Source organism: Alicyclobacillus tolerans, from assembly GCF_048984885.1.
Lineage (GTDB): Bacteria > Bacillota > Bacilli > Alicyclobacillales > Alicyclobacillaceae > Alicyclobacillus_I > Alicyclobacillus_I tolerans.
In genome coordinates this window covers 517,691-542,475 of record NZ_JBMGNK010000002.1, presented here as the reverse complement: position 1 = coordinate 542,475, position 24,785 = coordinate 517,691, and the positions used below count along the sequence as shown (strand labels likewise).

Here is a 24,785-nt window from a genome sequence, read left to right as displayed (position 1 = left end):
AGTGTTATTCGCCTTTACTTTTGGCAATGATTTCTTGAGCTATCGACTTCGGCACTTCTTCATACGCAGCAAGTTCCATAGCGAAAGTTCCACGGCCCTGCGTGCGAGAGCGAAGCGATGTCGAATAACCAAACATTTCTGCCAGTGGCACATAACCGCGAATGACACGAGCGTTAGCACGCTGTTCCATGCCTTCAATGCGGCCACGGCGAGAATTGATGTCGCCCATGATGTCGCCCATATACTCTTCCGGAACCGTAATTTCCACTTTCATAATAGGTTCAAGCAGTACTGGACCAGCTTTCTTTGAACCCTCTTTGAGCGCCATTGAACCAGCAATCTTGAATGCCATCTCAGAGGAGTCCACATCGTGGTACGAACCATCATAGAGAGTGACCTTTACGTCAACCATGGGGTATCCGGCCAACACGCCACTGCGCATTGCTTCCTGAATACCTTCATCCACTGGCGCAATATATTCTTTTGGAATTGCGCCACCCACAACCTTATTCTCAAACATGTAGCCTTGGCCACGTTCGAGAGGCTCGAGGATGATTTTAACATGACCATACTGACCGCGACCACCAGATTGGCGAACAAATTTGCCTTCCTGATCAACACGTTGCGTAATGGTCTCTTTATAAGCAACCTGCGGACGACCCACATTACACTCTACTTTGAATTCCCGTTGAAGGCGGTCAACAATAATCTCGAGATGCAATTCACCCATACCCGAAATAATGGTTTGTCCCGTCTCTTGATCGGTATACGTGCGGAATGTTGGGTCTTCCTCGGTGAGCTTACCTAGTGCAACACCCATTTTGTCCTGATCCGCTTTTGTCTTCGGCTCAATAGATACCGAGATAACTGGATCAGGAAATTCCATGGACTCCAATACTACTACATTCTTTTCATCACAAAGCGTGTCGCCCGTGGTTGTATCTTTTAAACCAACTGCAGCAGCAATGTCTCCAGCGTAGACTTTGTCAATTTCTTCTCTGTGATTGGCATGCATTTGTAGAATACGGCCAATACGTTCGCGCTTACCCTTGGTAGAGTTCAGCACATAAGAACCACTCGAGAGAATTCCAGAGTATACACGGAAGAATGCTAATTTACCCACAAACGGATCGGTCATAATCTTAAACGCCAACGCCGAGAACGGCTCTTCATCACTTGAATGGCGTTCAATTTCTTCACCGTCAGCCGTTACGCCTTTAATAGCTGGAACGTCGATTGGCGAGGGTAAATAATCGACCACAGCATCAAGCATCGGCTGTACACCTTTATTTCTATAAGAAGATCCACATAGCACCGGGAAAAGTTGTACATTACATGTACCTTTGCGAAGTGCCGCTTTAATTTCAGGAACAGTAATTTCTTCACCTTCCAAGTACTTCACCATCAGATCTTCATCGACTTCAGCACACGCCTCTATCATTTCCGTCCTTAATTTCTCAACAATCTCTTTGAGATCTTCCGGAACATCAACGACATCTGATGTCGTACCGAGATCGTCCGTATAGATGATGGCCTTGTTTTCAACCAAGTCAACCATACCCTTGAAGTTATCTTCCGCTCCAATCGGGTATTGGATAGGCACAGCTTTCGCCCCTAGGCGTGTACGCATTTGTTCCACGCACATCAAGAAGTCTGCGCCAATGATATCCATTTTGTTTACATAAGCAATACGCGGAACATGGTATTTATCAGCTTGGCGCCATACCGTTTCTGATTGCGGTTCAACGCCACCCTTGGCATCGAACACGCCACAGGCGCCATCAAGAACGCGCAAGGAACGTTCCACTTCAACCGTAAAGTCCACGTGGCCTGGCGTATCAATGATATTGATACGATGACCCTTCCACTGCGCTGTAGTAGCTGCGGAAGTAATCGTAATTCCACGTTCCTGTTCTTGCACCATCCAGTCCATCGTAGCGGCACCTTCATGAACTTCGCCAATTTTATGGACACGGCCAGTATAAAACAGAATGCGTTCAGTCGTGGTTGTTTTACCGGCGTCAATATGCGCAATAATACCGATGTTCCGGGTTTTTTCCAGCGGAAACTGGCGGCTCACAAGCCAACCCCCTCATCTTCTTAATAACTTCTACCAGCGATAATGAGCAAATGCTTTGTTAGCCTCGGCCATACGATGCGTGTCTTCGCGTTTTTTCACTGCTCCACCCGCATTGTTAAAGGCATCCAGTAATTCATTGGCCAATCTTTGTTCCATCGTCTTTTCACTGCGGAGGCGAGCATAATTCACCAACCAGCGCAAGCCCAATGTTGTACGTCTATCCGGACGCACTTCTACTGGAACCTGATAATTGGAACCACCCACACGGCGAGCTTTAACTTCAAGGACGGGCATAATATTGCGCATTGCCCCCTCAAATACTTCCATCGGATCTTTCCCTGTGCGTTCACGCACTGTATCTAGCGCATTATAAACAATCTTCTGCGCTACACCACGTTTACCGTCCAACATCACTTTATTGATGAGACGAGTCACCAGCTTGTTCCCATAAATCGGGTCGGGCATAACATCCCTTTTTGGAACAGGCCCTTTACGCGGCATAATAACGCCTCCTTTCAATCCATGTAACACAGATTGCATGATTTAATATCAACACTACACTCTTATGGATTACTTTTTTGCTTTCGGTTTTTTAGCACCGTACTTAGAACGACCCTGCATACGATCTTTCACGCCTGCAGTATCAAGCGCTCCACGAACAATATGGTAGCGGACACCCGGCAGGTCCTTTACACGACCTCCGCGCACCAGTACCACAGAGTGCTCCTGCAAGTTATGACCGATACCCGGAATATAGGCAGTCACTTCAATGGTATTGGTAAGACGCACACGAGCGTATTTACGAAGCGCTGAGTTTGGTTTTTTGGGTGTCATTGTACCCACACGCGTGCAAACTCCACGTTTTTGCGGTGAAGGTAAATCGGTTTGTTCTTTTTCAAAACTGTTATAACCTTTTTGCAGCGCCGGAGCTGTTGACTTATCAACGACCGGCTTGCGACCTTTACGCACGAGCTGGTTAATGGTCGGCATTGCTGCACCTCCTTCTTTTCAACTCTTTTCAAGCCCACAGTGCCTGGTGGTTCATCCTCAAACACAAAAAAGCATAAGCCACAACTCGCCACAGCAAACCGTTATGGTTTTACTCAAGGATGGCTGCAGTTGCTGCTCCCACTTCAATCCCGCATGCTTTGCCAAGCATTTTCATTGTCTCCACCCATGTTACTGGAATCCCGTTCTGTTCAGCATAGTGCAGAACCGGACCGATAACGCGCGCTTCAGCATCCTTGGCAACAAACACTTCTTTTACAGCAGACTGTTGCACTGCTTTCAACGTTTGGTTTGTACCAATGATTCGCTTTTTTGCAAGGCGTATGCGATCTAGAGACACCGCAACAGCCTCCTCGATATACAAACCATGTCCTGGCACACCATGTGATTCTATCATCTGATATTTGCCCATGTCAACAGAGCTTAACGCCCTGTTGACATGAGAGTGAAAATTGTCAATCTACTGCCGTCAATTGTTGTTCTTTATCTTGTAATTCTGCAGATTCCTGCTCTCTGGTATCAATGAGCTGAAGGTGGCGATAACGCCCCATTCCCGTTCCAGCAGGAATCAATTTACCAATAATCACATTTTCTTTCAAGCCGAGCAGACGATCGACCTTACCCTTAATTGCTGCTTCAGTAAGAACACGTGTTGTTTCCTGGAAGGAGGCCGCGGAAAGGAATGAATCCGTCTCCAGAGAAGCCTTTGTAATGCCCAACAGAGCTGGGCGTGCTACCGCAGGTTCTCCTCCCGACAGCAATGCTGTGCGGTTTGCCTCTTCATAATCAAACAAATCCACGTAAGTGCCAGGCAACAGTTCTGTATCGCCAGCATCCAAAACACGCACTTTGCGAAGCATTTGGCGTACCATCACTTCGATATGTTTATCGTTAATATCCACACCTTGCAAGCGATAGACGCGTTGAACTTCGCGCAACAAATAGTTTTGCACACCTTGCAGGCCACGGACACGCAACATCTCTTTGGGATCGACCGATCCTTCAGTCAGTTCATCGCCCGCTTCCACTTCCTGATTGAGATGGACACGAATGCGAGACCCATATGGAATTGGATATACCTTTGTTTCGCTTTCACCAGTCAACTCAATTTCTCGTTTGTCTTTGCCATCACGAATTTCTGTAATCTTTCCATCAAATTCGGCAATAACTGCTTGACCCTTCGGATTACGCGCTTCAAACAGTTCCTGAATACGGGGTAAACCTTGGGTAATATCGTCGCCAGCAACACCGCCGGTATGGAACGTGCGCATCGTCAACTGAGTACCGGGTTCACCAATGGATTGCGCTGCAATAATACCTACCGCTTCACCAATTTCGACCATTTTACCAGTAGCCAAATTTCGTCCATAACATTGGATACATACGCCGTGACGTGTTCGACAAGTGAGTACAGAGCGAATGTAAACCTCTTTGATGCCTGCTTTAATAATTTGACTGGCGATTTCTTCATCAATTAACTGATTCTTGGCAACAAGCAATTTACCTGTTTCCGGATGATACACATCTTGAAAGGCAATGCGTCCTTCGAGACGATCGCCGAGTTCTTCGATGACTTCTCGTCCGTCACGGATTTCCGCCACTTTCATACCTTTATCCGTTCCGCAATCATGCTCGCGAACAATTGTATCCTGAGCAACATCGACCAAGCGGCGCGTCAGATAACCAGAGTCAGCTGTACGCAGCGCTGTATCCGCCAACCCTTTACGAGCACCATGCGTTGAGATAAAGTACTCCAACACTGTCAAGCCTTCACGGAAATTGGATTTAATGGCCAACTGAATAATTTCACCCGCAGGATTTGCCATAAGTCCACGCATACCCGCCAATTGGGTAATCTGTGAATTAGAACCACGAGCACCCGAGGTAGCCATCATGTAAATCGGGTTAAATTGATCCATGCTGGTCATCAGCGTCTGGGAAATCTGTTCTTTCGCTTCCGACCAAATTTGACTAAAGCTGATATACCGTTCTTCTTCGGTAATCAATCCGCGTCTGTATTGCTGAGCCAATTTATGCTCACGAGCATCTGCTTCTTCAACAATCCGATATTTTTCTTCGGGAACAATAATATCGGCAACCGAGATTGTAATACCCGCTTTGGTCGAATAGTTGAACCCTAGCCGTTTCACACGATCGAGAATTTCTGCTGTCATCGTTGTTCCGTATCGACGGAAGCATTCACCCAGAATATTGCCAAGGTCTTTCTTAATGACCGCTTTGGGGATGGGACGTTGCACGATTCTCTCGCGCAAATCGACACCCTTTTCAAACACAAACGTCTCATCCGGCGGACCTTCAAGCAAGTTGGTCCGACTCCCTGAATGCAAATAGGGGAAATCGGCCGGGAATATCTCGTTAAAAATCAACTTGCCAAGTGTTGTGATGAGAAATGCAGATTGATGTTTCTCATCAAAGGATGATTTATTGAGCGATCGCGCTGGTAAAGCGATGCGTGAGTGCAATGATATCTTCTGTTGCTGGTATGCGTAATGCGCTTCTGCCGGATCGGCAAATACGGAACCTTCTCCTGGCGCGCTCTCTTTTTCAACCGTCAGATAGTAGGGACCGAGAACCATGTCCTGGGTTGGTGTAACAACCGGCTTTCCATCTTTCGGATTCAAAATGTTATGAGCCGCCAGCATTAAGAGTCTGGCTTCAGCCTGCGCTTCAGCAGAAAGCGGTACGTGTACAGCCATTTGGTCACCATCAAAGTCGGCATTATACGCTGTACAGACCAGCGGATGGAGCTTAATGGCGCGACCTTCTACGAGAATCGGTTCAAACGCTTGAATACCCAAGCGGTGAAGCGTGGGAGCGCGATTCAGCAACACTGGATGTTCTTTAATGACATCTTCCACCACATCCCAAACTTCCGGCGAAACACGCTCCACTTTCCGTTTGGCACTCTTGATGTTGTGCGCCAGTCCACGAGCCACCAGCTCTTTCATAACAAATGGTTTGAATAATTCAAGCGCCATTTCTTTTGGTAATCCACACTGGTACATGCGCAGTTCGGGACCTACCACGATAACCGAACGTCCCGAATAGTCCACGCGTTTACCAAGCAAATTCTGACGGAAGCGCCCTTGTTTTCCCTTCAGCATGTGAGATAGCGATTTGAGCGGACGATTGCCTGGGCCAGTTACCGGACGGCCACGGCGACCGTTGTCAATCAGCGCATCCACCGCTTCCTGCAACATACGTTTTTCATTTTGAACAATAATATCTGGTGCACCCAAATCGAGCAGGCGTTTCAAACGATTGTTGCGATTAATCACGCGACGGTACAAATCGTTTAAATCAGATGTGGCAAAACGGCCACCATCCAATTGCACCATTGGACGCAAATCAGGCGGAATAACAGGAAGTGCTTCGAGTATCATCCAACTCGGGTGATTTCCCGAAGAACGAAACGCTTCTAACACTTCCAAACGTTTAACCGCACGATTGCGGCGCTGACCTTGTGCGCTGCGCAACTCCTCTTTGAGTACTTCTACCTCTTTGTCCAAATCAATCTCAAGCAAAAGCTTGCGAATCGCTTCCGCACCCATGCCCGCTTGAAAAGCATAGCCGTACTTTTCACGATATGAGCGATACTCTTTCTCGCTGAGCAACTGCTTTTTCTCGAGCGGAGTATCACCCGGATCGGTCACAACATAGGAAGCAAAATAAATTACTTCTTCGAGCGATCTCGGTGACATGTCCAGCACAAGACCCATCCGGCTGGGTATGCCTTTGAAATACCAGATGTGAGATACCGGCGCTGCCAGTTCAATATGGCCCATCCGTTCACGACGGACTTTCGCGCGTGTAACTTCAACTCCACATCGATCACAGACGACACCTTTATAACGAATCCGTTTATACTTTCCGCAATGGCACTCCCAGTCACGCTGGGGGCCAAAAATCTTCTCACAAAACAAACCCTCTTTTTCTGGCCGCAACGTACGATAGTTAATGGTTTCCGGTTTCTTGACCTCGCCATGTGACCAGGAGCGGATTTTTTCCGGAGAAGCCAAGCCAATCTTCATAAACTCGAAGTTATTCACATCCAGCAACCGCGCACCCTCCGTTTCCTTCCAGCAGCAGCGTTGTTACTCGCCAATTTCGTGGTACTCCAAGTTGAGATTGAGCTTTTCGCCGGCATCCTCTTCTTCGTCCGACTCGCGAATAACAATCTCCTCTTCGTCACCTGTGAGAATCTTGACGTCCATACCAAGACTCTGCAATTCTTTGATGAGCACTTTAAACGATTCTGGCACACCCGGCTCAGGAACATTTTCTCCCTTGACAACCGCTTCGTACGTCTTCACGCGTCCCACCACATCGTCCGACTTGACGGTGAGAATTTCTTGCAAGGTATAGGCTGCGCCATACGCTTCAAGCGCCCAAACTTCCATTTCGCCAAAGCGTTGTCCGCCAAATTGCGCTTTACCGCCCAACGGCTGCTGGGTGACCAACGAATAAGGCCCTGTGGAACGAGCGTGAATCTTATCGTCAACCAAGTGGTGAAGTTTCAGCATATAGACATATCCAACCGTGACCCGGTTATCAAACGCTTCTCCAGTTCGCCCGTCGTAAAGAACATGTTTTCCATCGCGATCGTATCCAGCTTCTTCAAGTGTGCCAAAAACATCTTCCGCATGCGCACCATCGAAGACTGGTGTTGCTATACGAATGCCAAGCGCCTTCGCCGCCATACCCAAATGCGTTTCCAATACCTGACCGATATTCATACGCGATGGCACACCGAGAGGATTCAGAACGATTTCCACAGGCGTTCCATCTTCCAGGAACGGCATATCTTCCTCAGGCATAATCCGCGCTACCACACCCTTATTTCCATGCCGCCCGGCCATTTTGTCGCCTTCGGAAATTTTCCGCTTTTGAGCAATGTAGACGCGCACCAACTGGTTGACCCCAGCCGGCAATTCATCTCCATTTTCTCGAGTAAAGACCTTAACATCCACCACAATGCCAGCTCCGCCATGCGGCACACGCAAAGAGGTGTCTCGCACTTCACGAGCTTTTTCGCCGAAAATAGCATGCAACAGACGTTCTTCAGCAGTCAATTCTGTTACTCCTTTAGGAGTAACCTTGCCGACCAAAATATCACCCGTGCGAATTTCAGCACCAATACGGATAACACCGCGATCGTCCAGATTTTTTAACGCATCTTCGCCAACATTGGGTATGTCACGAGTAATTTCTTCCGGACCGAGCTTTGTATCACGCGCTTCAAGCTCATACTCTTCAATGTGAATTGAAGTATAGACATCTTCTTTCACCATTTTTTCCGAGAGCAGAATAGCATCCTCGTAGTTGTAGCCTTCCCAAGTCATGAAGGCCACGAGCACGTTGCGTCCAAGCGCAATCTCGCCATGGTCGGTTGCCGGTCCATCAGCCAGCACTGTGCCTTTTTCAACTCGCATTCCTTCGCGAACAATCGGCCTCTGATTGATACAGGTATTCTGGTTGGAACGTGTAAACTTTTGCAGTTTATATTTATCCAAGTCACCACGTACCGGTTTGCCATCCACCACTTGCTCATGACGGACCCAGATTTCCCGAGCAGTCACCCGCTCAACCACACCAGAACGACGCGCCACTACACAGACACCCGAGTCAAGCGCAGCTCGATATTCCATCCCTGTGCCCACATATGGTGAATCTGTCACCAATAAGGGGACTGCCTGACGTTGCATGTTGGAGCCCATCAATGCCCGGTTGGCATCGTCATTCTCCAAAAAGGGAATCATCGCTGTTGCCACCGAAACAACCTGCTTCGGAGAGACGTCCATATAGTCGATCCGTTCCCGAGGCACGGTAATGACATCTTCACGATAGCGAACTGTAATTTCTTCCGATTTGAAACGCCCATTTTCATCCAGCGGCTCGTTGGCTTGGGCAACCACGTAATTCTCTTCTTCGTCAGCTGTCAAGTAGTCTATCTGACTGGTTACCACGCCCGTTTCCGGATCAACGCGACGATAGGGCGTTTCAATGAAGCCATATTCATTGATGCGCGCATACGTTGACAATGAATTGATGAGTCCAATGTTTGGACCTTCAGGAGTCTCAATCGGACACATACGACCATAATGAGAATAGTGCACGTCGCGAACCTCAAAACCAGCACGTTCTCGAGTCAATCCTCCTGGCCCAAGCGCAGACAAACGTCTTTTATGCGTCAATTCCGCCAACGGATTTGTCTGATCCATAAATTGCGAAAGCTGGCTAGAACCAAAAAATTCTTTAATCGCCGCAATAACCGGCCGAATATTGATCAGAGCTTGCGGTGTAATTGTTGTAGCATCTTGGATGGACATCCGCTCACGAACGACACGTTCCATGCGAGACAATCCAATCCGAAATTGGTTTTGCAACAATTCTCCCACCGAGCGCAATCGACGGTTGCCAAGATGGTCAATATCATCCGTTGTGCCCACTCCGCGCAACAAATTGAAAAAGTAGGAAACCGCTGCAAGAATATCGCTCGGCGTGATATGCTTAATGGAACGGTCAAGTTCTCCGTTAGAAATAACGTGCAATACTTTACCGTCTTCACTGGGTGAGAAAATTTTCACCATCTGCAACGGAATGGTATCTGCGCCAGACAAATCCGGAGTAGCAGAAATACTGAAGCGACCAACACTTCCATCCAACTCAGGAATAATGCGATCGAGCAAGCGCCGATCGATAACCGCTCCGGCTTCCGCTATGATTTCTCCAGTTTCTGAGTTCACCAACGTTTCGGCTAACCTTTGATTCAATAAACGATTTTTTAGGTGTAATTTTTTGTTGATTTTGTAGCGACCTACATTAGCTAAGTCATATCGCTTTGGATCAAAGAAGCGAGCAGCCAACAAAGCGCGAGCATTTTCATAAGTTGGCGGTTCTCCAGGGCGTAAACGCTCATAAATTTCAATCAAAGCACGCTCAGTGGAATCTGTCGTGTCTTTATCGAGCGTATTCTGCAGATACTCATCCTCCCCCAACAGTTGGATGATTTCAGCATCTGTTGATAGACCCAGAGCCCGCAGCAAGACAGTGATGGGTAGTTTGCGTGTGCGGTCAATACGGACATAAACCACATCTTTGGCGTCAGTCTCAAATTCCAGCCAAGCTCCTCGATTAGGGATGACTGTGGCTGAAAATGTCCGTTTGCCATTTTTGTCAATTTTAGCGTTGTAATAAACACTTGGAGAGCGAACTAACTGACTGACAATGACACGTTCTGCGCCATTGATAATAAAAGTTCCTGTTTCAGTCATCAGAGGGAAGTCACCCATGAAAACCTCTTGCTCTTTCACTTCCCCTGTTTCCTTGTTTAAGAGACGAACCTTAACACGAAGTGGAGCGGCGTACGTTACATCACGCTCTTTTGATTCATCCACATCATATTTGGGCTCCCCAAGGCTGTAATCAATAAATTCCAAAACCAAGTTGCCAGTAAAATCTTGGATAGGAGAAATATCCGCAAACATCTCTCTCAATCCTTCGCGCAAGAACCATTCATAAGACTTCTGTTGAATCTCAATGAGATTCGGAAGCTCGAGCACTTCCTGGATCCTGGAGTAGGAGCGACGCTCCCGCCACCCGTACTTGACCATGTGACCCCGCAAACTCTTCACCCCTTGAACTGTGGTCTTCACCGTCTGGCAAAAGCACGCATATAAACAAAAAAGAAAATGAGGCTACAGGTAACCACATTTTGGTGCTTACTTCACGTTATTCACCTATTTCCAGTCGGTACGGTTTTTATTCATTCGCTCGCAACAACCGTCCCATCTATCATTGTATGCAATAAATGATAATAGCACAATGATTTGAAGTTTACAAGAGATTTTAAAGATAATCTTACGCAAAATAATTGAGAAATAGAAAAATAATTGAAGAATTCATTTTTGGCAGCTCAAAACCGTGTATCCTCCGTCATGCGCCACTCTGATTACAGCTCTAAACAAGTTTTTTAAAAATTTTTCAGCACTCTCCATGCCTTGTTTTTTGGCCATAACCACCCAAAGAATTCCATGATTCGATAGATGGTGTAAAGAGTTTTCAAAAAGCGAATAAACTACTTTCTTTCCTGCGCGAATCGGCGGATTTAGCAATATAGCATCGAACGTTTCTGAAGAAATTTCTGCATAACCATCGCTGACCTTGCAATGGACTTGTGCCAAATGTGATGTATTTTCTTTAGCCAACTCTACGGCCCGCTCGTTTACATCGACTGCCAGCCAGCGCACTTCGGGAAATAGTTCTGCCAGCACAGCAACGACCGGCCCATAGCCACAACCAAGATCGAGGGCATTCCTAGCATTTTGCAATTCTGCTGACTCTATCAAAAGTCGCGTCCCAAAATCAAGTCCGCGCTTAGAAAAGACTCCAGAATCCGTCCACAGTGAATACGTGCGTCCTCTTACGTGAAAGACAATTTTTTGCTTGTGGGAAGGGACATCTGGCTGTTTATCAAAATATTGAGTCATACCGTCCGCTCCTCTTGAGTCGATCAGAAAGACATAGGGCGGAGATAGCTCCGCCCTACGTTACATTCACAACAAATTCGTGCGTCCAACTTACTTGATTTCCACAGTGGCTCCTGCTTCTTCAAGTTTCGCTTTGATACCTTCAGCATCCTCTTTGGAAACTTTCTCTTTGATGGGTTTCGGAGCACCATCAACCAATTCTTTCGCTTCTTTCAAGCCAAGACCGGTAATTTCACGAACAACTTTGATAACATTAATCTTAGAACCACCAGCGTTAGCCAGAATTACATCAAATTCTGTTTGTTCAGCAGCTTCCTCGCCGCCACCAGCAGCTGCTCCACCCATAATAGCTACTGGAGCTGCAGCAGTTACACCAAATTCTTCTTCAATGGCTTTTACCAAATCATTCAATTCCAAAACACTCATGGATTTAATCGCTTCAATCATTTCTTCTTTTGTCATGATATAGATCCTCCTCAATTCAATAGCATCACAGGCTATTGTCTTTTGTTAATGGCACGCAATTATCATTGATGGAGAAATTACTCTGCAGCCGTCTCCTGTTTTTCGGCGATTTGCTTCACAGCATAAGCCAAATTGCGCATCGGAGCCTGCAATACACTAAGCAACATGGAAAGGAGTCCTTCGCGTGAAGGCAGACCCGCCAAAGCTACCACTTCCGACGAAGAAATGACGCGGCCTTCCACCACTCCACCTTTCAGTTCAAGCGCTTTGTGCTTTTTAGCAAAGTCATTCAGAATCTTGGCAGGCTTGACTGGATCGTCATACCCAAATGCAATGGCTGTTGGACCCATCAAATAAGCATCAAGCTCAGTCAACGATGTCTTTTCTGTGGCACGACGAGTCAGCGTGTTTTTCAACACCTGAAACTCTATACCCGCTTCACGCAACTGTTTACGCAACTCTGTAATTTCAGCTACATTGAGTCCACGATAGTCAGTTACCACAGTTCCTTTACTGCGATTCAAACGATCGACGATTTCTTCTACCAACTTAGCTTTTTCTTCATGAGCTTGAACAGACATTTTGACACCTCCTGCATGAACCTTAGCCCAATAGATCAAAGATGGGCGCCCTCTACCCGAGAGGACGCCCAAGCACAACTCTACCCACTTGAACGAACCTCGGTAGGCGGCTTAGCCATTCTCCGTTAAAACGGACCTACGGTCTACGGTTCTGGATTATGAATTTCTATCCATCCATCCAATCAATCTATTACTGTCGTAAAATCATTCAGCAACCGCACCAACGCGCAACGCATTGACTCGCACACCCGGTCCCATTGTGGAGGCAACCGTTATGCTACGGATATATTGACCTTTGGCGCCTGACGGCTTGGCCTTCTGTAACGCATCCAGCAAGGTCTGGAAGTTACCCAACAAGGCGGAAACCTCGAAGGAAACCTTGCCAATCGGCACGTGTACAATACCCGCTTTGTCTAAGCGATATTCAATCTTACCAGCTTTTGATTCTTGCACTGCACGTCCAACTTCAAACGTAACCGTGCCAGTTTTGGGGTTGGGCATCAACCCTTTAGGACCCAACACACGTCCAAGGCGACCAACCGCCCCCATCATATCCGGTGTGGCAATGGCCACATCGAAATCCAGCCACCCCTGACTGATTTTCTGAATGAGATCGTCGTCCCCGACATGGTCAGCACCCGCAGCTTCAGCTTCTTTCGCCTTGTCGCCTTTAGCAAATACCAAGACGCGCACTGTTTTACCAGTACCATGCGGAAGCACAACCGCTCCGCGCACTTGTTGATCTTGTTTTTTCGGGTCTACACCCAGTCGGACTGCAACTTCGACCGTTTCATCAAACTTGGCAGTAGCCGTCTGTTTCACCAATCCAAGCGCCTCAGAAGCATCGTACAACTGGCTGCGATCAATAAGCTTAGCAGCTTCCAGCATACGTTTTGATTTTTTCGCCATACTCTTACACCTCCTTGTGGTCAAAGGTCAAGTGACCTCCCACTTTTACGCCCGTCAAAAGAGAGACCGTAATGAACTAGTCTTCAATGACGATACCCATACTGCGCGCTGTACCTTCCACCATGCGCATAGCCGCTTCCACAGAAGCCGCATTCAAATCAGGCATTTTCTGTTCAGCAATCTCACGCACTTTTGCACGCTTAACCGTCGCAACTTTCTTTTTGTTAGGCTCTGACGAACCCGACTCAATGCCAGCCGCTTTCTTCAGGAGCACAGCCGCCGGAGGCGTTTTAAGGTCAAAAGTGTAAGAGCGATCTTCGTAAACATAGAGCACGACAGGAATAATCAAGCCTACTTGATCGGCTGTTCGTGCATTAAATTCTTTACAAAAGCCCATAATGTTGCCTACCTGAGCTTGACCGAGCGCTGGTCCAACCGGCGGCGCCGGAGTTGCCTTGCCCGCAGGAATCTGCAGCTTTACAACTTTAACAATCTTCTTCGGCAACGCGTCCACCTCCTTTGCCGCTTGATGTGGTAGAAACGGGTTTCCACCCTCCCACTCGCACACCTCCATAAGGCGCGCCACTTACATCTATAGGGCGATGAACTTTATCCGTCCAACGCCACAGAAAGACCAAAGCAGATTCAACTGAGAGTATCCACCGCCTTGCTCTCTTCTGCCTCAAATCAACACTCACCCAACAGAAATTCAGGTGAGTTTTTCCACCTGGGAATAATCTAGTTCCATCGGCGTGTCTCTGCCAAACATGGAAACTAAAACGCGCAATTTCTGCGTTTCTTCATGAACCTCTTCCACAGTCCCAATCATGTCTGCAAACGCGCCGCCCACAAGACGCACCGCCTCACCAACCGCAAACTCCAATTGCAGTCTGGCTTCCTCTACGCCCATTTGGCGCATGATAGACTGAACCTCGTCCATCAATAGAGGAGTAGGCTTGGAACCAGCTCCAGACGAACCCACAAATCCAGTGACGCCTGGCGTATTGCGGACGACATACCATGAGTCGTCTGTCATAATCATTTCCACCAGCACATAACCAGGGAACACCTTTTTTTGCACTACCTTGCGCTTGCCATTCTTCACTTCAATTTCTTCTTCGGTTGGCACGAGAATGCGAAAGATCTTGTCTTCCATCCCCATTGTCTGAACCCGGCTCTCAAGGTTGTTTTTTACCTTGTTTTCATAGCCCGAGTATGTGTGGATGACGTACCAATTCTTTTCTAAATTCTCCATCACGAGAAGGGCGGTTTGCCCCGCACCCCCTTTTACCCAAGGTTAGACAACGCCAATCAAAGATAAGAGTTTGGCGATCCCGATATCAAATCCCCAGACCAGCAGCCCAAGGACCAAACAGGTGATGAGCGCCGCCGCCGTATAATTGACCACTTCACGACGATTGGGCCAGCGCACCTTGCGAAGTTCACGCCAAGAATCAGAGAAGAACGCAAGCAAACCCCTGCTTTGTTCGCGAGGTTCCAAGGTCGTTTCGTCTGGCTTCGCCATTTGGCACAACCCCTCTTCGATTGCAGCGTTCAGTGAATCTCAACATGCATTAGCGCGTTTCACGATGAACAGTGTGTCCATTGCAGTATCGGCAGAACTTTTTCAGTTCAACCCGATCTGGGTCATTCTTTTTGTTCTTCATCGATGTGTAATTTCTCTGTTTGCACTCGGTGCAAGCGAGCGTAATGATGACGCGCATGTTGGTGCACCTCCTTTAGCAGGATGCAAACCTGTCCTCCAACATAAACAGACGAACCCCAAGTCAAGGGACTCGCGCACCCACAGTACTTTAGCATAGTCATAGGAAACCGTCAACTAGAAACTCAAGCATCTAAGCTAGAGAACACAGCACTTCTAGGCATCACGCATAAACATTTCGATAGTCAAGGTATTTTTCCAATTTACGCTTGACCCTCTGCAGCGCATTGTCTATTGACTTGACATGACGTTCTAAATCGACAGCAATTTCCTGGTAAGATCGACCGTCTAAGTAGAGCATCAAAACTTTACGTTCCAAATCACTCAACAACTCAGACATCTTCAGCTCAATATCGTCAAACTCTTCCTGGTGTATGACCAATTCTTCCGGATCGGTGACGCGTGCCGTACAAATCACGTCCATCAACGTCCGGTCTGAGTCACCTTCATAAACAGGCTTGTCCAATGAGACATAAGAATTGAGTGGGATGTGCTTTTGACGCGTGGCTGTCTTAATCGCAGTTATAATTTGGCGTGTCACGCAAAGTTCTGCAAACGCTTTAAATGACGAAAGCTTGTCCTCTCGGAAATCGCGAATCGACTTATAGAGACCAATCATTCCCTCTTGGACAATATCTTCCCGATCCGCTCCAATCAAAAAATACGATCTGGCTTTGGCGCGGACAAAATTACGATACTTGTGAATCAAGTATTCAAGGGCTAGGGAATCACCGTCATGCACACGTTCCACGAGGGTTTCGTCTGGAAGGTTCTCTAACTCGGCGAAATCTGAAACGTGCTGTATGCTCAAGAAAATCCCTCCGAGCCCGCGTAAGATGCCGCAATTATACATTATGTAACCCTACAGAATCAATCATCTTTTTGACTACGTCGCCAAGCTTCGAGTTTTTTTAGAATATCGTCTGACAAATTTTGCGTCCAATCTCTGCCTAAATTGACTTGCGTTTTTTTAGCAACCTCAGAAATTTTTTCCTGAATACGATTCAGTTTTTCTACCATTTCTCTGGCCGATATGCGCAAAGCGCCTCCACCAAAGGTAATTTGTTGCTCCAGAGCATCTGATGTGGCAACAGTTAAAGTCCGATAATCTTTCAACAAATCCGGAATTAAACGCTCAATACGCTCGTCCGCCGTCTCTCCTTTGGCCGTAAAAATAATTTCCACACCGCGCCGTTTTTCACTTTTCTCCTGCTCTCCAGTATGGTGAGCATCAAAAACCACCAATACATCTTCATCCGCAAACGCTGCATATTCAATAAGACGATGAATCAATTCTTGACGCGCCAATTCCAAATTCGGAAGTTTGGTAAGCGGCATTGAAAAAAGTGCCGGCAATAGATTATAACCATCTACCACCAACAGCGCGCTGCGTCCCATCGTCCGATTACGTCCGCTGTCTGACCGCTTCATAAAGCAGGACGCCCGCTGCCACGGACGCATTCAGACTCTGCATGTGACCAAGCATGGGCAAGGAAACCATAAAATCACAGCGTTCTGCCACTAGTCGACCGAGTCCCTTATCCTCCGCACCTATCACAATCGCCGTCTTTCCTCTCATATCAACGTCACTCGGTCGGGCAGTTGCGCCAATAGACGTACCAACTATCCAATAGCCGCGTTCCTTAAGCCATTCCATGGCTTGCACCAAATTCGTGACGCGAGATACCGGCATATACTCCAATGCTCCCGCTGCAGCTTTAGCTACCGTCCCTGTCAATGGAACTGCGCGACGCTTAGGAATAATCACACCTTGTACACCCGTCGCTTCAGCGGTTCGCAAAATGGCGCCGAGATTATGCGGATCAGACAATTCATCTAAAAGTACAACGAGCGGAGCATATCCCGTATCTCGTTTCACGATATCTTCCAGTTCAACATAACTGTATGGAGAGACAAACGCCACAATACCTTGATGATTCTCGCCATAAGCTTGGAGACTTGCCCGCGGCGCAGTTTGTAGCACCACCCCCGCCGATTTGGCTTTACCGATAATTTCCTTAAGAGAACCACCTTCTGCGCCTTCCGCTAAAATAATTTTGTTCATTGAACGACCAGACTTCAGCGCTTCCAAAACAGGTTGACGCCCAACCAACACATCACTTGCTTCGTTTTCTGAGAAAACTCCCACTTCTTTCTTTTTCAAAGATGACGCCCTTTGGCGCCGATTCGATTCTTTGCCTGTATATGATTTTTGCATTCCTTGACCTCCTCACCTTTGTATTCCATTGTTCACCAATCCTAATGATGATCTTGCTCATCCAACCAAGCGAGCGCAGATTGGACAATATATTCTAAACGCTGATTCTGCCCATCTACTGAAAGATGACCGAGCAAGGCTTCAAAAGCTGTGCTATAGCGATATTCCATCAGATCTGCGTTTTTGGGAATATGCCCTGACTTGGCGTTACGTCCACGGCGTACCCATTCCTTTTCCTCCTCAGTCAACCTGGATTCCAAGAATCGCAAAACCGATGCTTGCGCCGACGCGCGCGAATAGCGGCTGCACCGCAAATGAATATCGCGCATTTTGCCAGCTCCCTTGGCCAGTACATGTGCCCGCACATACACTTCCCAGACCGCATCGCCAACAAACGCATAAACCAGCGGTGTCATCCAATCCTTGCGCAATCCACTCCATACATCTCCTATCATTGGCGTATCCAGCGCGTGCCTTGCGCCGTGTCCTCAATCACTATTCCCCGCTCCAAAAGCCAAGCCCGAATCTCATCAGCACGCGCAAAATCACGTTGGAGACGCGCCTGACGTCGCTCCTCCAAAAGTTGTTCAATCTCAGCAACTTCTACTTGCGACTGTTCTTGAGGCAGACCAATTCCAAGAACATCCAGGCATTCAGTCAATAGCTGACTCCAAATTTCCACATCTCCTAAAGTAGCCGTATCATCGGCCAGTGTTTGATTCGCTAAACGCACCCCTTCAAACAAGACTGCAATGGCATCCGCAGTATTAAAATCGTCATCCATCTCACGTATAAACGCACTGCGCGTGGATTCCACTTCCTGCTCAGTTGATTTCTGCGGCCCAGAACGGATCGAGAGAAACTCCGGAGCCTGGAGAATGGCTTGACGACGGAATTCCAAATTGCGCAGTGTACGGTCAATTCTGCCCAACGCATTTTCCCAGTGACCGAGAGCTTCTTCCGTATAGTTCAACGGATGACGATAATGAGCACTAAGCAAAAACAAGCGAATGGCGCGAGGGTCCTTTTGATTCAACAAATCGCGCGTCATAATGAAATTCCCGGTTGATTTGGACATTTTCTCGCCATTGATATTCAACGTGCCATTATGAAGCCAGTATCGGGCAAACAGTTTTCCAGTTTTCGCTTCCGTTTGGGCGATCTCGTTTTCATGATGAGGAAAGACCAAGTCACGTCCACCAGCATGGATATCGATTTGCTCTCCAAGATATTTTTCATTCATCACCGAGCACTCAATGTGCCAACCGGGACGCCCATTTCCCCATGGGCTCGGCCAAAATTCCTCATCTGGTTTAGCTGCTTTCCAGAGAGCAAAATCTGTTGGATGTTTTTTATCTTCAATCACGTCAACGCGAAACCCTGCTCGCATGCTATCCAGTGACTGACCTGAAAGTTTACCGTAGTCGCTAAACGTGTACGTATCGAAATAGACTGTACCACCCCGTTCGTATGCATGCCCTTTAGCCATGAGTTCCTCAATAAAGCGAATAATATCAGGGATGCATTCCGTAACACGTGGATGAACCGTCGCTCTGCGGATATTCAGTCGATCGGCGTCCTCAAAATACGCTTCAATATAACGATTGGCAACCGATCGTACCCCTTCACCAGTCTCATTGGCACGTTGAATAATGCGATCATCCACATCTGTAAAATTTTGAACATATCTCACTTCATAGCCACGATATTCCAAATAACGGCGAATCGTATCAAAAACCACAAACATCCGGCCATTGCCAATATGAAAAAGGTTATAAACAGTAGGACCGCAGGCGTAAAACTTGACTACGCCTGGTTCTAAAGTCTCCAATAACTCTTTTTCACCCGTCAAAGTGTTGTACAAGCGAATACTCACCGTGTAACTCTCCTTTCGGTCTTTCCTGCTTGCCTCATTCTATATCTGCCACACCGCTTGATGTCCATTTCATGCAAACAGCCCACCCCTGTATTCAGAGGCGGGCTCAATCGCGGTTCCACTCTGATTTCACTGTGATAACAGCACAGTGAATCTTTCTGCGACGATAACGGGTCGACCTACCGTTGGGTTTTACTGAGCAAGCAGCCGTTCCTCCCAATAAAGCAGCGCGCGCACTTCATTCAAAGTTGCCAAACGGCGCTCACAGCCCACGTCACCACTGAGTCAACGGGACGCCGTCTCTCTGCCTGACTCTCTCTGAACTACTCTTCGCACTGTTTTCGATCCATTCCTCAATTTCATACCTATTGTGTTCAGAAATCAAACCTTTGTCAAACTTGGCGTGCAGCAGCTAATCGCTGTAAAACCCATTCTCGGGGAAGCAGCGTTAATGTTTGTTGCAAATCAGGTCCGTGTTCACTTCCGGTCACCGCCATACGAATGGGCATAAAAAGTGGTTTCCCTTTTAGGGAAAGTTCTTTGGATAAAGTTTTCAAAGCTTCTTTTCCCACTTCAGGCGTCCAACAGGGAATTTCTGCAAACTTCTCGGCAAATCGTTCTACCACTTGTTTCGCTGTAGTCTCTTGCAACGCCATTCGTATACTTTCCGGATAATCGACAGATGTCTGGAAGAAACCTGCAGCCGCTTCAATAACTTGACGAGCTGAAGCCGCCCCCTCACGCACAAGCTCCACCACTGCCCACAACCAGTCCAAATCCTTGCCTTGCGGAAGCGGCCAGCGCTTTTCATGCAATTGTTTTTCTACCAAGGGCAAAAGTTCTTCACGGCTTGAAGCTTTGATGTACTGCGCTGCCATCCAGCGCAGCTTGTCCACATCAAATACAGCACCGCTGCGATTGACTCGTTCTAAACTAAACTTTTCTTCTAGAGACTGTAAACTGAGAATTTCTTCTTCTCCACCCGGCGACCAACCAAGAAGAGCGAGAAAATTGACAATCGCCGCAGGAAGGTACCCTTCATACCGATAAGCATCTACAGGCTGTACATTCGGATCGCGCTTGCTCAATTTCTTTCGATCCGTATTTAATACCTGGGGTAAATGAGCAAAAACAGGCGGTGTTAATTGCAACGCTCGATAGACAAGCAATTGGCGAGGAGTATTGGATAAATGTTCCTCACCACGAATCACATGGGTAATTTGCATGGCCGCATCGTCAATAACAACTTGAAAATTATACGTAGGCATGCCATTCGATTTATAAATGACAAAATCACCGAGATCGTCACTTAAAAATTCTACGTGGCCACGAATATGGTCGTCGAAAGAAAGTTGTATACCTTGAGGCACGGCCAGTCGGTAGCTTGGCTTTCTACCTTGTGCTATCAACTCCTGTTGCCTTTCAGCACTCAACCCCCGACATTTTCCACTATATCGGGGCATCTGTCCAACGGCGGCGGCTTGTTCACGCTCGGCTGCCAATTCTTCTTCTGTGCAGAAACACGGATAAGCTGCGCCTGTATGTAAAAGTTTTTGCAACGCTTCTTCATAGAGCGAAAGACGTTCTGTGCAGCGATACGGCGCATGCGGCCCACCTATATCCGGACCTTCCTGCCATGAAAGACCTAACCAACGAAAGCCTTCCAATGTCTCCTGTTCAGCACCAGGCACATTGCGATCTAAATCCGTATCTTCGACGCGCAGTATAAAGTCTCCACCGTGCCGCTTAGCAAATAAATAGTTAAAAAGGGCTGTACGCACTCCACCAATATGTAAATGACCCGTGGGACTGGGGGCGTAACGAACTCTTACTGTCATCAATCATGTTTCCCCTTTCATACTTTACCCTACTGAGAGTGACTCATGACTCATAGTCATTTACGTCAATCCGTATCTGCCAACAAGAGCACAACCGCTTGAGCAGCGATTCCTTCTCCACGACCTACAAACCCCATCTTTTCCATTGTTGTAGCCTTGATAGATATTTGACCTTCGTGCGACTCTAGAGCATGGGCAATTTGTCTTTGCATGGCAGAAATATGCGGTGCAATTTTAGGCTGTTCTGCAAGTACCATCGTATCCAAATTGCCAAGTTTATAGCCCTCGTTGCGAATCATAGCATACACGTGGCGCAAGAGTAGTAAACTGTCAGCATCTCGATATTGCGGATCTGTGTTTGGAAAATGTTTTCCGATATCTCCCAACGCCAAGGCTCCGAGCAAAGCATCCATGATGGCGTGTAAAAGTACATCCGCATCGGAATGACCCAACAAACCACCATGTTCAGCTATTCGTACCCCGCCTAGTAACAAGGGACGTTCTTCAGCAAAAGAATGAACATCAAAACCATATCCGATTCTCATTCGCTCTGCCCCTTTTCCATAACAATCCATTCCGCGTATTTCCAATCTTCAGGAACGGTTAACTTGCCGTTAAATGATTGAACTTCCACAAGTTCCACCTTGCGCCCGCAAGCCTCAAGAAGCATCGCTTCATCTGTAACACAGTCCACATCACACTTTTTATAAGCATCCACAAACCAATCCGCACGAGCGCATTGCGGAGTCTGTGCTAACCAGAGCGCTTCTCTCGGCAACGTCCGGACAATTACGCCGTTTTGTTCTTCTTTGACAGTGTCTTTGCAACGCTGCGCAAGTATAGCAGCCCCTGTTACTTCTGCTCGTTCAAAAACCCGCACCGTATCGTGTACGGTTAAAAAGGGGCGCGCAGCATCATGAACACAAATATACGTGCTCTGCCAATTCTCGATGGCGATATCTGCTAACAATCGTAAAATACCGCGTTGGCTGGATTGCCCTCGCGTGTTGCCACCCGCCGCAACCAGTACCCGATCACTGTTCGGATCATCTCGCAGAGCCTCTTCCATCAGAGGCACATCATCTTCAGGCACAATGAAGGCAACGCGACTCACACCAGCGGCAAACAGCGTTTCCAGCGACCACTTCCAAACCGGACGATTGCCAAGCTTTTGAAACTGTTTTACAAACCCCATTCTTCGACCGCTGCCAGCAGCCAACAATACACTCAGCCGCGAACTCATGCTGTTGCCCCCGCCTCTCCAGCATTTGTCTCGTGGATACCGATAGCCTCACAGACCTATCCTCGTTTCTACACTTCTTTGTACAAAGATGCAAGTTCTGCACATATTCCATCATACAGATGGCCGCAGGAACCTTTGTCAGATTCCTGCGGCCAGCCATTGCAAAACGGAATTACAACGCGCGTTCCAAAAGTTTGGGTTTAGCAAAAATCATTCGACCCGCCGAAGTTTGCAGGACACTCGTCACCAAAACGTCCAGCTTCCCACCAATATAATCGCGACCGCCTTCTATCACAATCATGGTTCCGTCATCCAGATAAGCAACACCTTGATTCTGTTCCTTGCCGTCTTTTATCACCTGCACGCACATCTCCTCTCCAGGCAGCACCACAGGCTTGAGCGCATTGGCTAAATCATTAATATTTAAGACAGCAACACCTTGCAATTCACACACCTTGTTGAGATTGAAATCATTCGTAACAACCTTGCCGTTCAACTGTTTGGCCAATTTGACAAGTTTACTATCCACCTCTGGAATATCTTCAAAATCGATTTCCATAACCTGAACTTTCACTTTTAATTCTTTCTGAATTCGATTGAGCACATCCAATCCCCGTCGACCTCGATTGCGCTTGAGGACATCAGAGGAGTCGGCAATATGCTGCAATTCATTGAGCACAAACGACGGTATCACGAGCACGCCATCCAAAAAACCTGTTTGCACCAAATCAGCTATACGGCCATCAATAATGACAGAAGTGTCAAGCAACTTCGCTTCTCCAACGCGAAAGCCTTGATTCTTTGCACGTTCTTTCGCATCCTTGTCTCTCTCTTTTTCTTTATCCCGATCTCGATTACCAAGCCTGCCGGAAAAAAGATTGATAAAATCTTCTCTTTTCGTAAACCCAATTCGCAAACCAAGGTAAGCCAATAGCAAGGAGAAAAAGAATTGCAAAGGTATTCCAACAATCGGAATCACTCGTATTTCTGCAGAAAAGAGATAGGCGACCAAAAGCCCCAGAACAACACCTACCGTACCGCCCAGCACATCGGCCAAAGGAGATAATTTCAGTCGCTCTTCTACCCAGCGAATGAGCGCTGTTACATAGTTGACCAGCCACATGGTAGCGAGAATGAAAATCGCCGCACCCAGTGCCGCTCCAAAAAGATGGGAGTCCAGGACCGGGTTTTTCACAATATGAAATATTGAGCGGAATAAGTGCGGAATTAATGCATACCCCAAAGCAAAACCTATGATGGCAAAAAACAGATGAACGACTTTTTTCAACACGTTCCTGTCACCTCCTGCAGCTAACCAAGCTTATCCATCAGTATAGTCAAACACCCTACCCTTCTAATCTTCATACCCGTAAAATTAAACTATGGATATAGACGTGATAAGCTCCATAAAAACTCACTGTATTTTACATGAGCTTGCTGGAGCCTATGGAAAAGTATTTTGAATATTATGGTCAACCAATTTTAGTCTATCACGCCTAACTATAAGCGTCAAAGGTTACTGTTCAACTGCGACTTTTTGATCCGCCCCTACGGCTTTACATTCGATGGTGGCAGTGATTTTTCGTCTAAGCTCTCTTCTTTGTCAAAACGTTGCTTGCGAAGAGCACGTGCTGCTCCAAACACAAGATAGATTAGAAAGGCCAGAACAACAAGGCTTCCGGCAAACGAATGGCCATAGCGAACAACCAGGTAAACCCCCAAAGCCAAAAGAGGAATACCAATCAAGGCAGACTGAGGGAAAGAAATACGTTTAAAATTTGGATAGCGCACATGGCTTACCATTAAAAAGGAAAGCAAAAGGACACAAACAGGAAGAAAGACAGATGGCTCTGGAAGCAGGTTGTAACAAAGTGCCAATGCTGCAGAAACGCCTCCGGCTGCTGTAATTGGAAGTCCAATAAAATATCGTCGCGGACCATTTTCTACATGAAAGCGCGCCAAACGCAAAATACCGCAAGCAGGAAAAATTAAACCGACGAGCGCCCCAAAAATTCCAAGATTGCGTAAACATAGAGAATAGAGTACTGCCATGGGCGCAACTCCAAACGTCACAACATCAGCCAAAGAATCCAATTGTCGACCAAATTCGCTTTCCGCTTTTAGAAAACGCGCAACACGACCATCAAACGCATCAATGAGCATTCCCGAAAGTATAAGGATAGAGGCAGCCCCCACACGCCCATTTTCGGACAAAGCTATGGCAATCAGTCCAAAAAAGAGGTTGGTCAGGGTCAATAGACTAGGAACCCACCTGCTCATGCTGACACCCTCTCTCCAAATAGCAAATTCTATCCCTGTCAAACTGCCATCAAA

General features: G+C 47.3%; 25 protein-coding genes and 1 other annotated feature. All 25 genes read right to left on the bottom strand.

Annotation, left to right across the window (positions count from 1 at the left end; translation table 11 throughout):
- Positions 1-4: 4 nt before the first annotated feature.
- Complete coding sequence (fusA, locus tag ACOJUR_RS02795) at positions 5-2,080, bottom strand: elongation factor G (RefSeq protein ID WP_072874897.1); 2,076 nt, start codon at positions 2,078-2,080, stop codon at positions 5-7.
- 30 nt (positions 2,081-2,110) lie between these two features.
- On the bottom strand, positions 2,111-2,581 hold the full coding sequence (gene rpsG, locus ACOJUR_RS02790) for a 30S ribosomal protein S7 (RefSeq protein WP_072874898.1): 471 nt from the start codon (positions 2,579-2,581) through the stop codon (positions 2,111-2,113).
- Between the two features lie 69 nt (positions 2,582-2,650).
- The gene (gene rpsL, locus ACOJUR_RS02785; RefSeq protein ID WP_203114968.1) at positions 2,651-3,070 is read right to left on the bottom strand and encodes a 30S ribosomal protein S12; all 420 of its coding nucleotides are present in this window, start codon (positions 3,068-3,070) and stop codon (positions 2,651-2,653) included.
- A 109-nt stretch (positions 3,071-3,179) separates the two neighbouring features.
- Positions 3,180-3,500 (bottom strand): ribosomal L7Ae/L30e/S12e/Gadd45 family protein, encoded by a 321-nt coding sequence (locus tag ACOJUR_RS02780; protein WP_420949196.1) that lies wholly within the window; start codon positions 3,498-3,500, stop codon positions 3,180-3,182.
- Positions 3,501-3,543: 43 nt separating this feature from the next.
- Complete coding sequence (rpoC, locus tag ACOJUR_RS02775; RefSeq protein ID WP_420949195.1) at positions 3,544-7,167, bottom strand: DNA-directed RNA polymerase subunit beta'; 3,624 nt, start codon at positions 7,165-7,167, stop codon at positions 3,544-3,546.
- A 36-nt stretch (positions 7,168-7,203) separates the two neighbouring features.
- Positions 7,204-10,722, bottom strand: a complete 3,519-nt coding sequence (rpoB, locus tag ACOJUR_RS02770) for a DNA-directed RNA polymerase subunit beta (protein ID WP_370541555.1) — start codon at positions 10,720-10,722, stop codon at positions 7,204-7,206.
- 288 nt (positions 10,723-11,010) lie between these two features.
- Positions 11,011-11,598, bottom strand: a complete 588-nt coding sequence (locus ACOJUR_RS02765; protein ID WP_420949194.1) for a class I SAM-dependent methyltransferase — start codon at positions 11,596-11,598, stop codon at positions 11,011-11,013.
- A gap of 90 nt (positions 11,599-11,688) precedes the next feature.
- Positions 11,689-12,060, bottom strand: coding sequence for a 50S ribosomal protein L7/L12 (gene rplL / locus ACOJUR_RS02760; RefSeq protein ID WP_203114965.1), 372 nt, complete (start codon positions 12,058-12,060; stop codon positions 11,689-11,691).
- Positions 12,061-12,140: 80 nt separating this feature from the next.
- Positions 12,141-12,644 carry a 50S ribosomal protein L10 gene (gene rplJ / locus ACOJUR_RS02755; RefSeq protein WP_420949193.1) on the bottom strand — a complete coding sequence of 168 codons (504 nt, stop codon included), beginning with the start codon at positions 12,642-12,644 and terminating at the stop codon, positions 12,141-12,143.
- A gap of 28 nt (positions 12,645-12,672) precedes the next feature.
- Positions 12,673-12,811 (bottom strand) — a sequence feature (ribosomal protein L10 leader region).
- Positions 12,812-12,848: 37 nt separating this feature from the next.
- Positions 12,849-13,553 (bottom strand): 50S ribosomal protein L1, encoded by a 705-nt coding sequence (gene rplA, locus ACOJUR_RS02750; RefSeq protein WP_203114963.1) that lies wholly within the window; start codon positions 13,551-13,553, stop codon positions 12,849-12,851.
- Between the two features lie 76 nt (positions 13,554-13,629).
- Positions 13,630-14,058, bottom strand: coding sequence for a 50S ribosomal protein L11 (gene rplK / locus ACOJUR_RS02745; protein ID WP_165612014.1), 429 nt, complete (start codon positions 14,056-14,058; stop codon positions 13,630-13,632).
- Positions 14,039-14,251: a hypothetical protein gene (locus tag ACOJUR_RS02740; RefSeq protein ID WP_420949192.1), complete on the bottom strand. Its 213-nt coding sequence runs from the start codon at positions 14,249-14,251 to the stop codon at positions 14,039-14,041. The genes rplK and ACOJUR_RS02740 overlap by 20 nt, the downstream gene beginning before the upstream one ends.
- An 11-nt stretch (positions 14,252-14,262) precedes the next feature.
- Entirely contained in the window at positions 14,263-14,808 is a 546-nt protein-coding gene (gene nusG, locus ACOJUR_RS02735; protein ID WP_072874908.1) for a transcription termination/antitermination protein NusG, read from the bottom strand.
- A 42-nt stretch (positions 14,809-14,850) separates the two neighbouring features.
- Complete coding sequence (gene secE / locus ACOJUR_RS02730) at positions 14,851-15,078, bottom strand: preprotein translocase subunit SecE (RefSeq protein ID WP_072874909.1); 228 nt, start codon at positions 15,076-15,078, stop codon at positions 14,851-14,853.
- A gap of 49 nt (positions 15,079-15,127) precedes the next feature.
- Positions 15,128-15,277, bottom strand: coding sequence for a 50S ribosomal protein L33 (rpmG, locus tag ACOJUR_RS02725; protein WP_072874910.1), 150 nt, complete (start codon positions 15,275-15,277; stop codon positions 15,128-15,130).
- Positions 15,278-15,439: 162 nt separating this feature from the next.
- A complete protein-coding gene (gene sigH / locus ACOJUR_RS02720) occupies positions 15,440-16,087 on the bottom strand; it encodes an RNA polymerase sporulation sigma factor SigH (RefSeq protein ID WP_370541540.1) in 648 nt (215 codons plus the stop codon).
- 59 nt (positions 16,088-16,146) lie between these two features.
- A complete protein-coding gene (locus ACOJUR_RS02715; RefSeq protein ID WP_203114962.1) occupies positions 16,147-16,707 on the bottom strand; it encodes an NYN domain-containing protein in 561 nt (186 codons plus the stop codon).
- On the bottom strand, positions 16,682-17,494 hold the full coding sequence (gene rlmB, locus ACOJUR_RS02710) for a 23S rRNA (guanosine(2251)-2'-O)-methyltransferase RlmB (RefSeq protein WP_420949191.1): 813 nt from the start codon (positions 17,492-17,494) through the stop codon (positions 16,682-16,684). Before rlmB ends, ACOJUR_RS02715 begins: the two co-directional genes overlap by 26 nt.
- 41 nt (positions 17,495-17,535) lie before the next feature.
- On the bottom strand, positions 17,536-17,910 hold the full coding sequence (locus ACOJUR_RS02705; RefSeq protein ID WP_420949190.1) for a Mini-ribonuclease 3: 375 nt from the start codon (positions 17,908-17,910) through the stop codon (positions 17,536-17,538).
- Between the two features lie 35 nt (positions 17,911-17,945).
- The gene (gene cysS / locus ACOJUR_RS02700; RefSeq protein WP_306954106.1) at positions 17,946-19,370 is read right to left on the bottom strand and encodes a cysteine--tRNA ligase; all 1,425 of its coding nucleotides are present in this window, start codon (positions 19,368-19,370) and stop codon (positions 17,946-17,948) included.
- A gap of 392 nt (positions 19,371-19,762) precedes the next feature.
- The gene (gltX, locus tag ACOJUR_RS02695; RefSeq protein WP_306954326.1) at positions 19,763-21,208 is read right to left on the bottom strand and encodes a glutamate--tRNA ligase; all 1,446 of its coding nucleotides are present in this window, start codon (positions 21,206-21,208) and stop codon (positions 19,763-19,765) included.
- A 65-nt stretch (positions 21,209-21,273) separates the two neighbouring features.
- The gene (gene ispF, locus ACOJUR_RS02690; RefSeq protein WP_072874916.1) at positions 21,274-21,753 is read right to left on the bottom strand and encodes a 2-C-methyl-D-erythritol 2,4-cyclodiphosphate synthase; all 480 of its coding nucleotides are present in this window, start codon (positions 21,751-21,753) and stop codon (positions 21,274-21,276) included.
- Positions 21,750-22,451, bottom strand: coding sequence for an IspD/TarI family cytidylyltransferase (locus ACOJUR_RS02685; protein WP_420949189.1), 702 nt, complete (start codon positions 22,449-22,451; stop codon positions 21,750-21,752). Before ACOJUR_RS02685 ends, ispF begins: the two co-directional genes overlap by 4 nt.
- 172 nt (positions 22,452-22,623) lie before the next feature.
- Entirely contained in the window at positions 22,624-23,742 is a 1,119-nt protein-coding gene (locus tag ACOJUR_RS02680) for a PIN/TRAM domain-containing protein (RefSeq protein ID WP_072874918.1), read from the bottom strand.
- A gap of 257 nt (positions 23,743-23,999) precedes the next feature.
- Complete coding sequence (gene pssA / locus ACOJUR_RS02675; RefSeq protein ID WP_203114956.1) at positions 24,000-24,731, bottom strand: CDP-diacylglycerol--serine O-phosphatidyltransferase; 732 nt, start codon at positions 24,729-24,731, stop codon at positions 24,000-24,002.
- Positions 24,732-24,785: the final 54 nt, after the last annotated feature.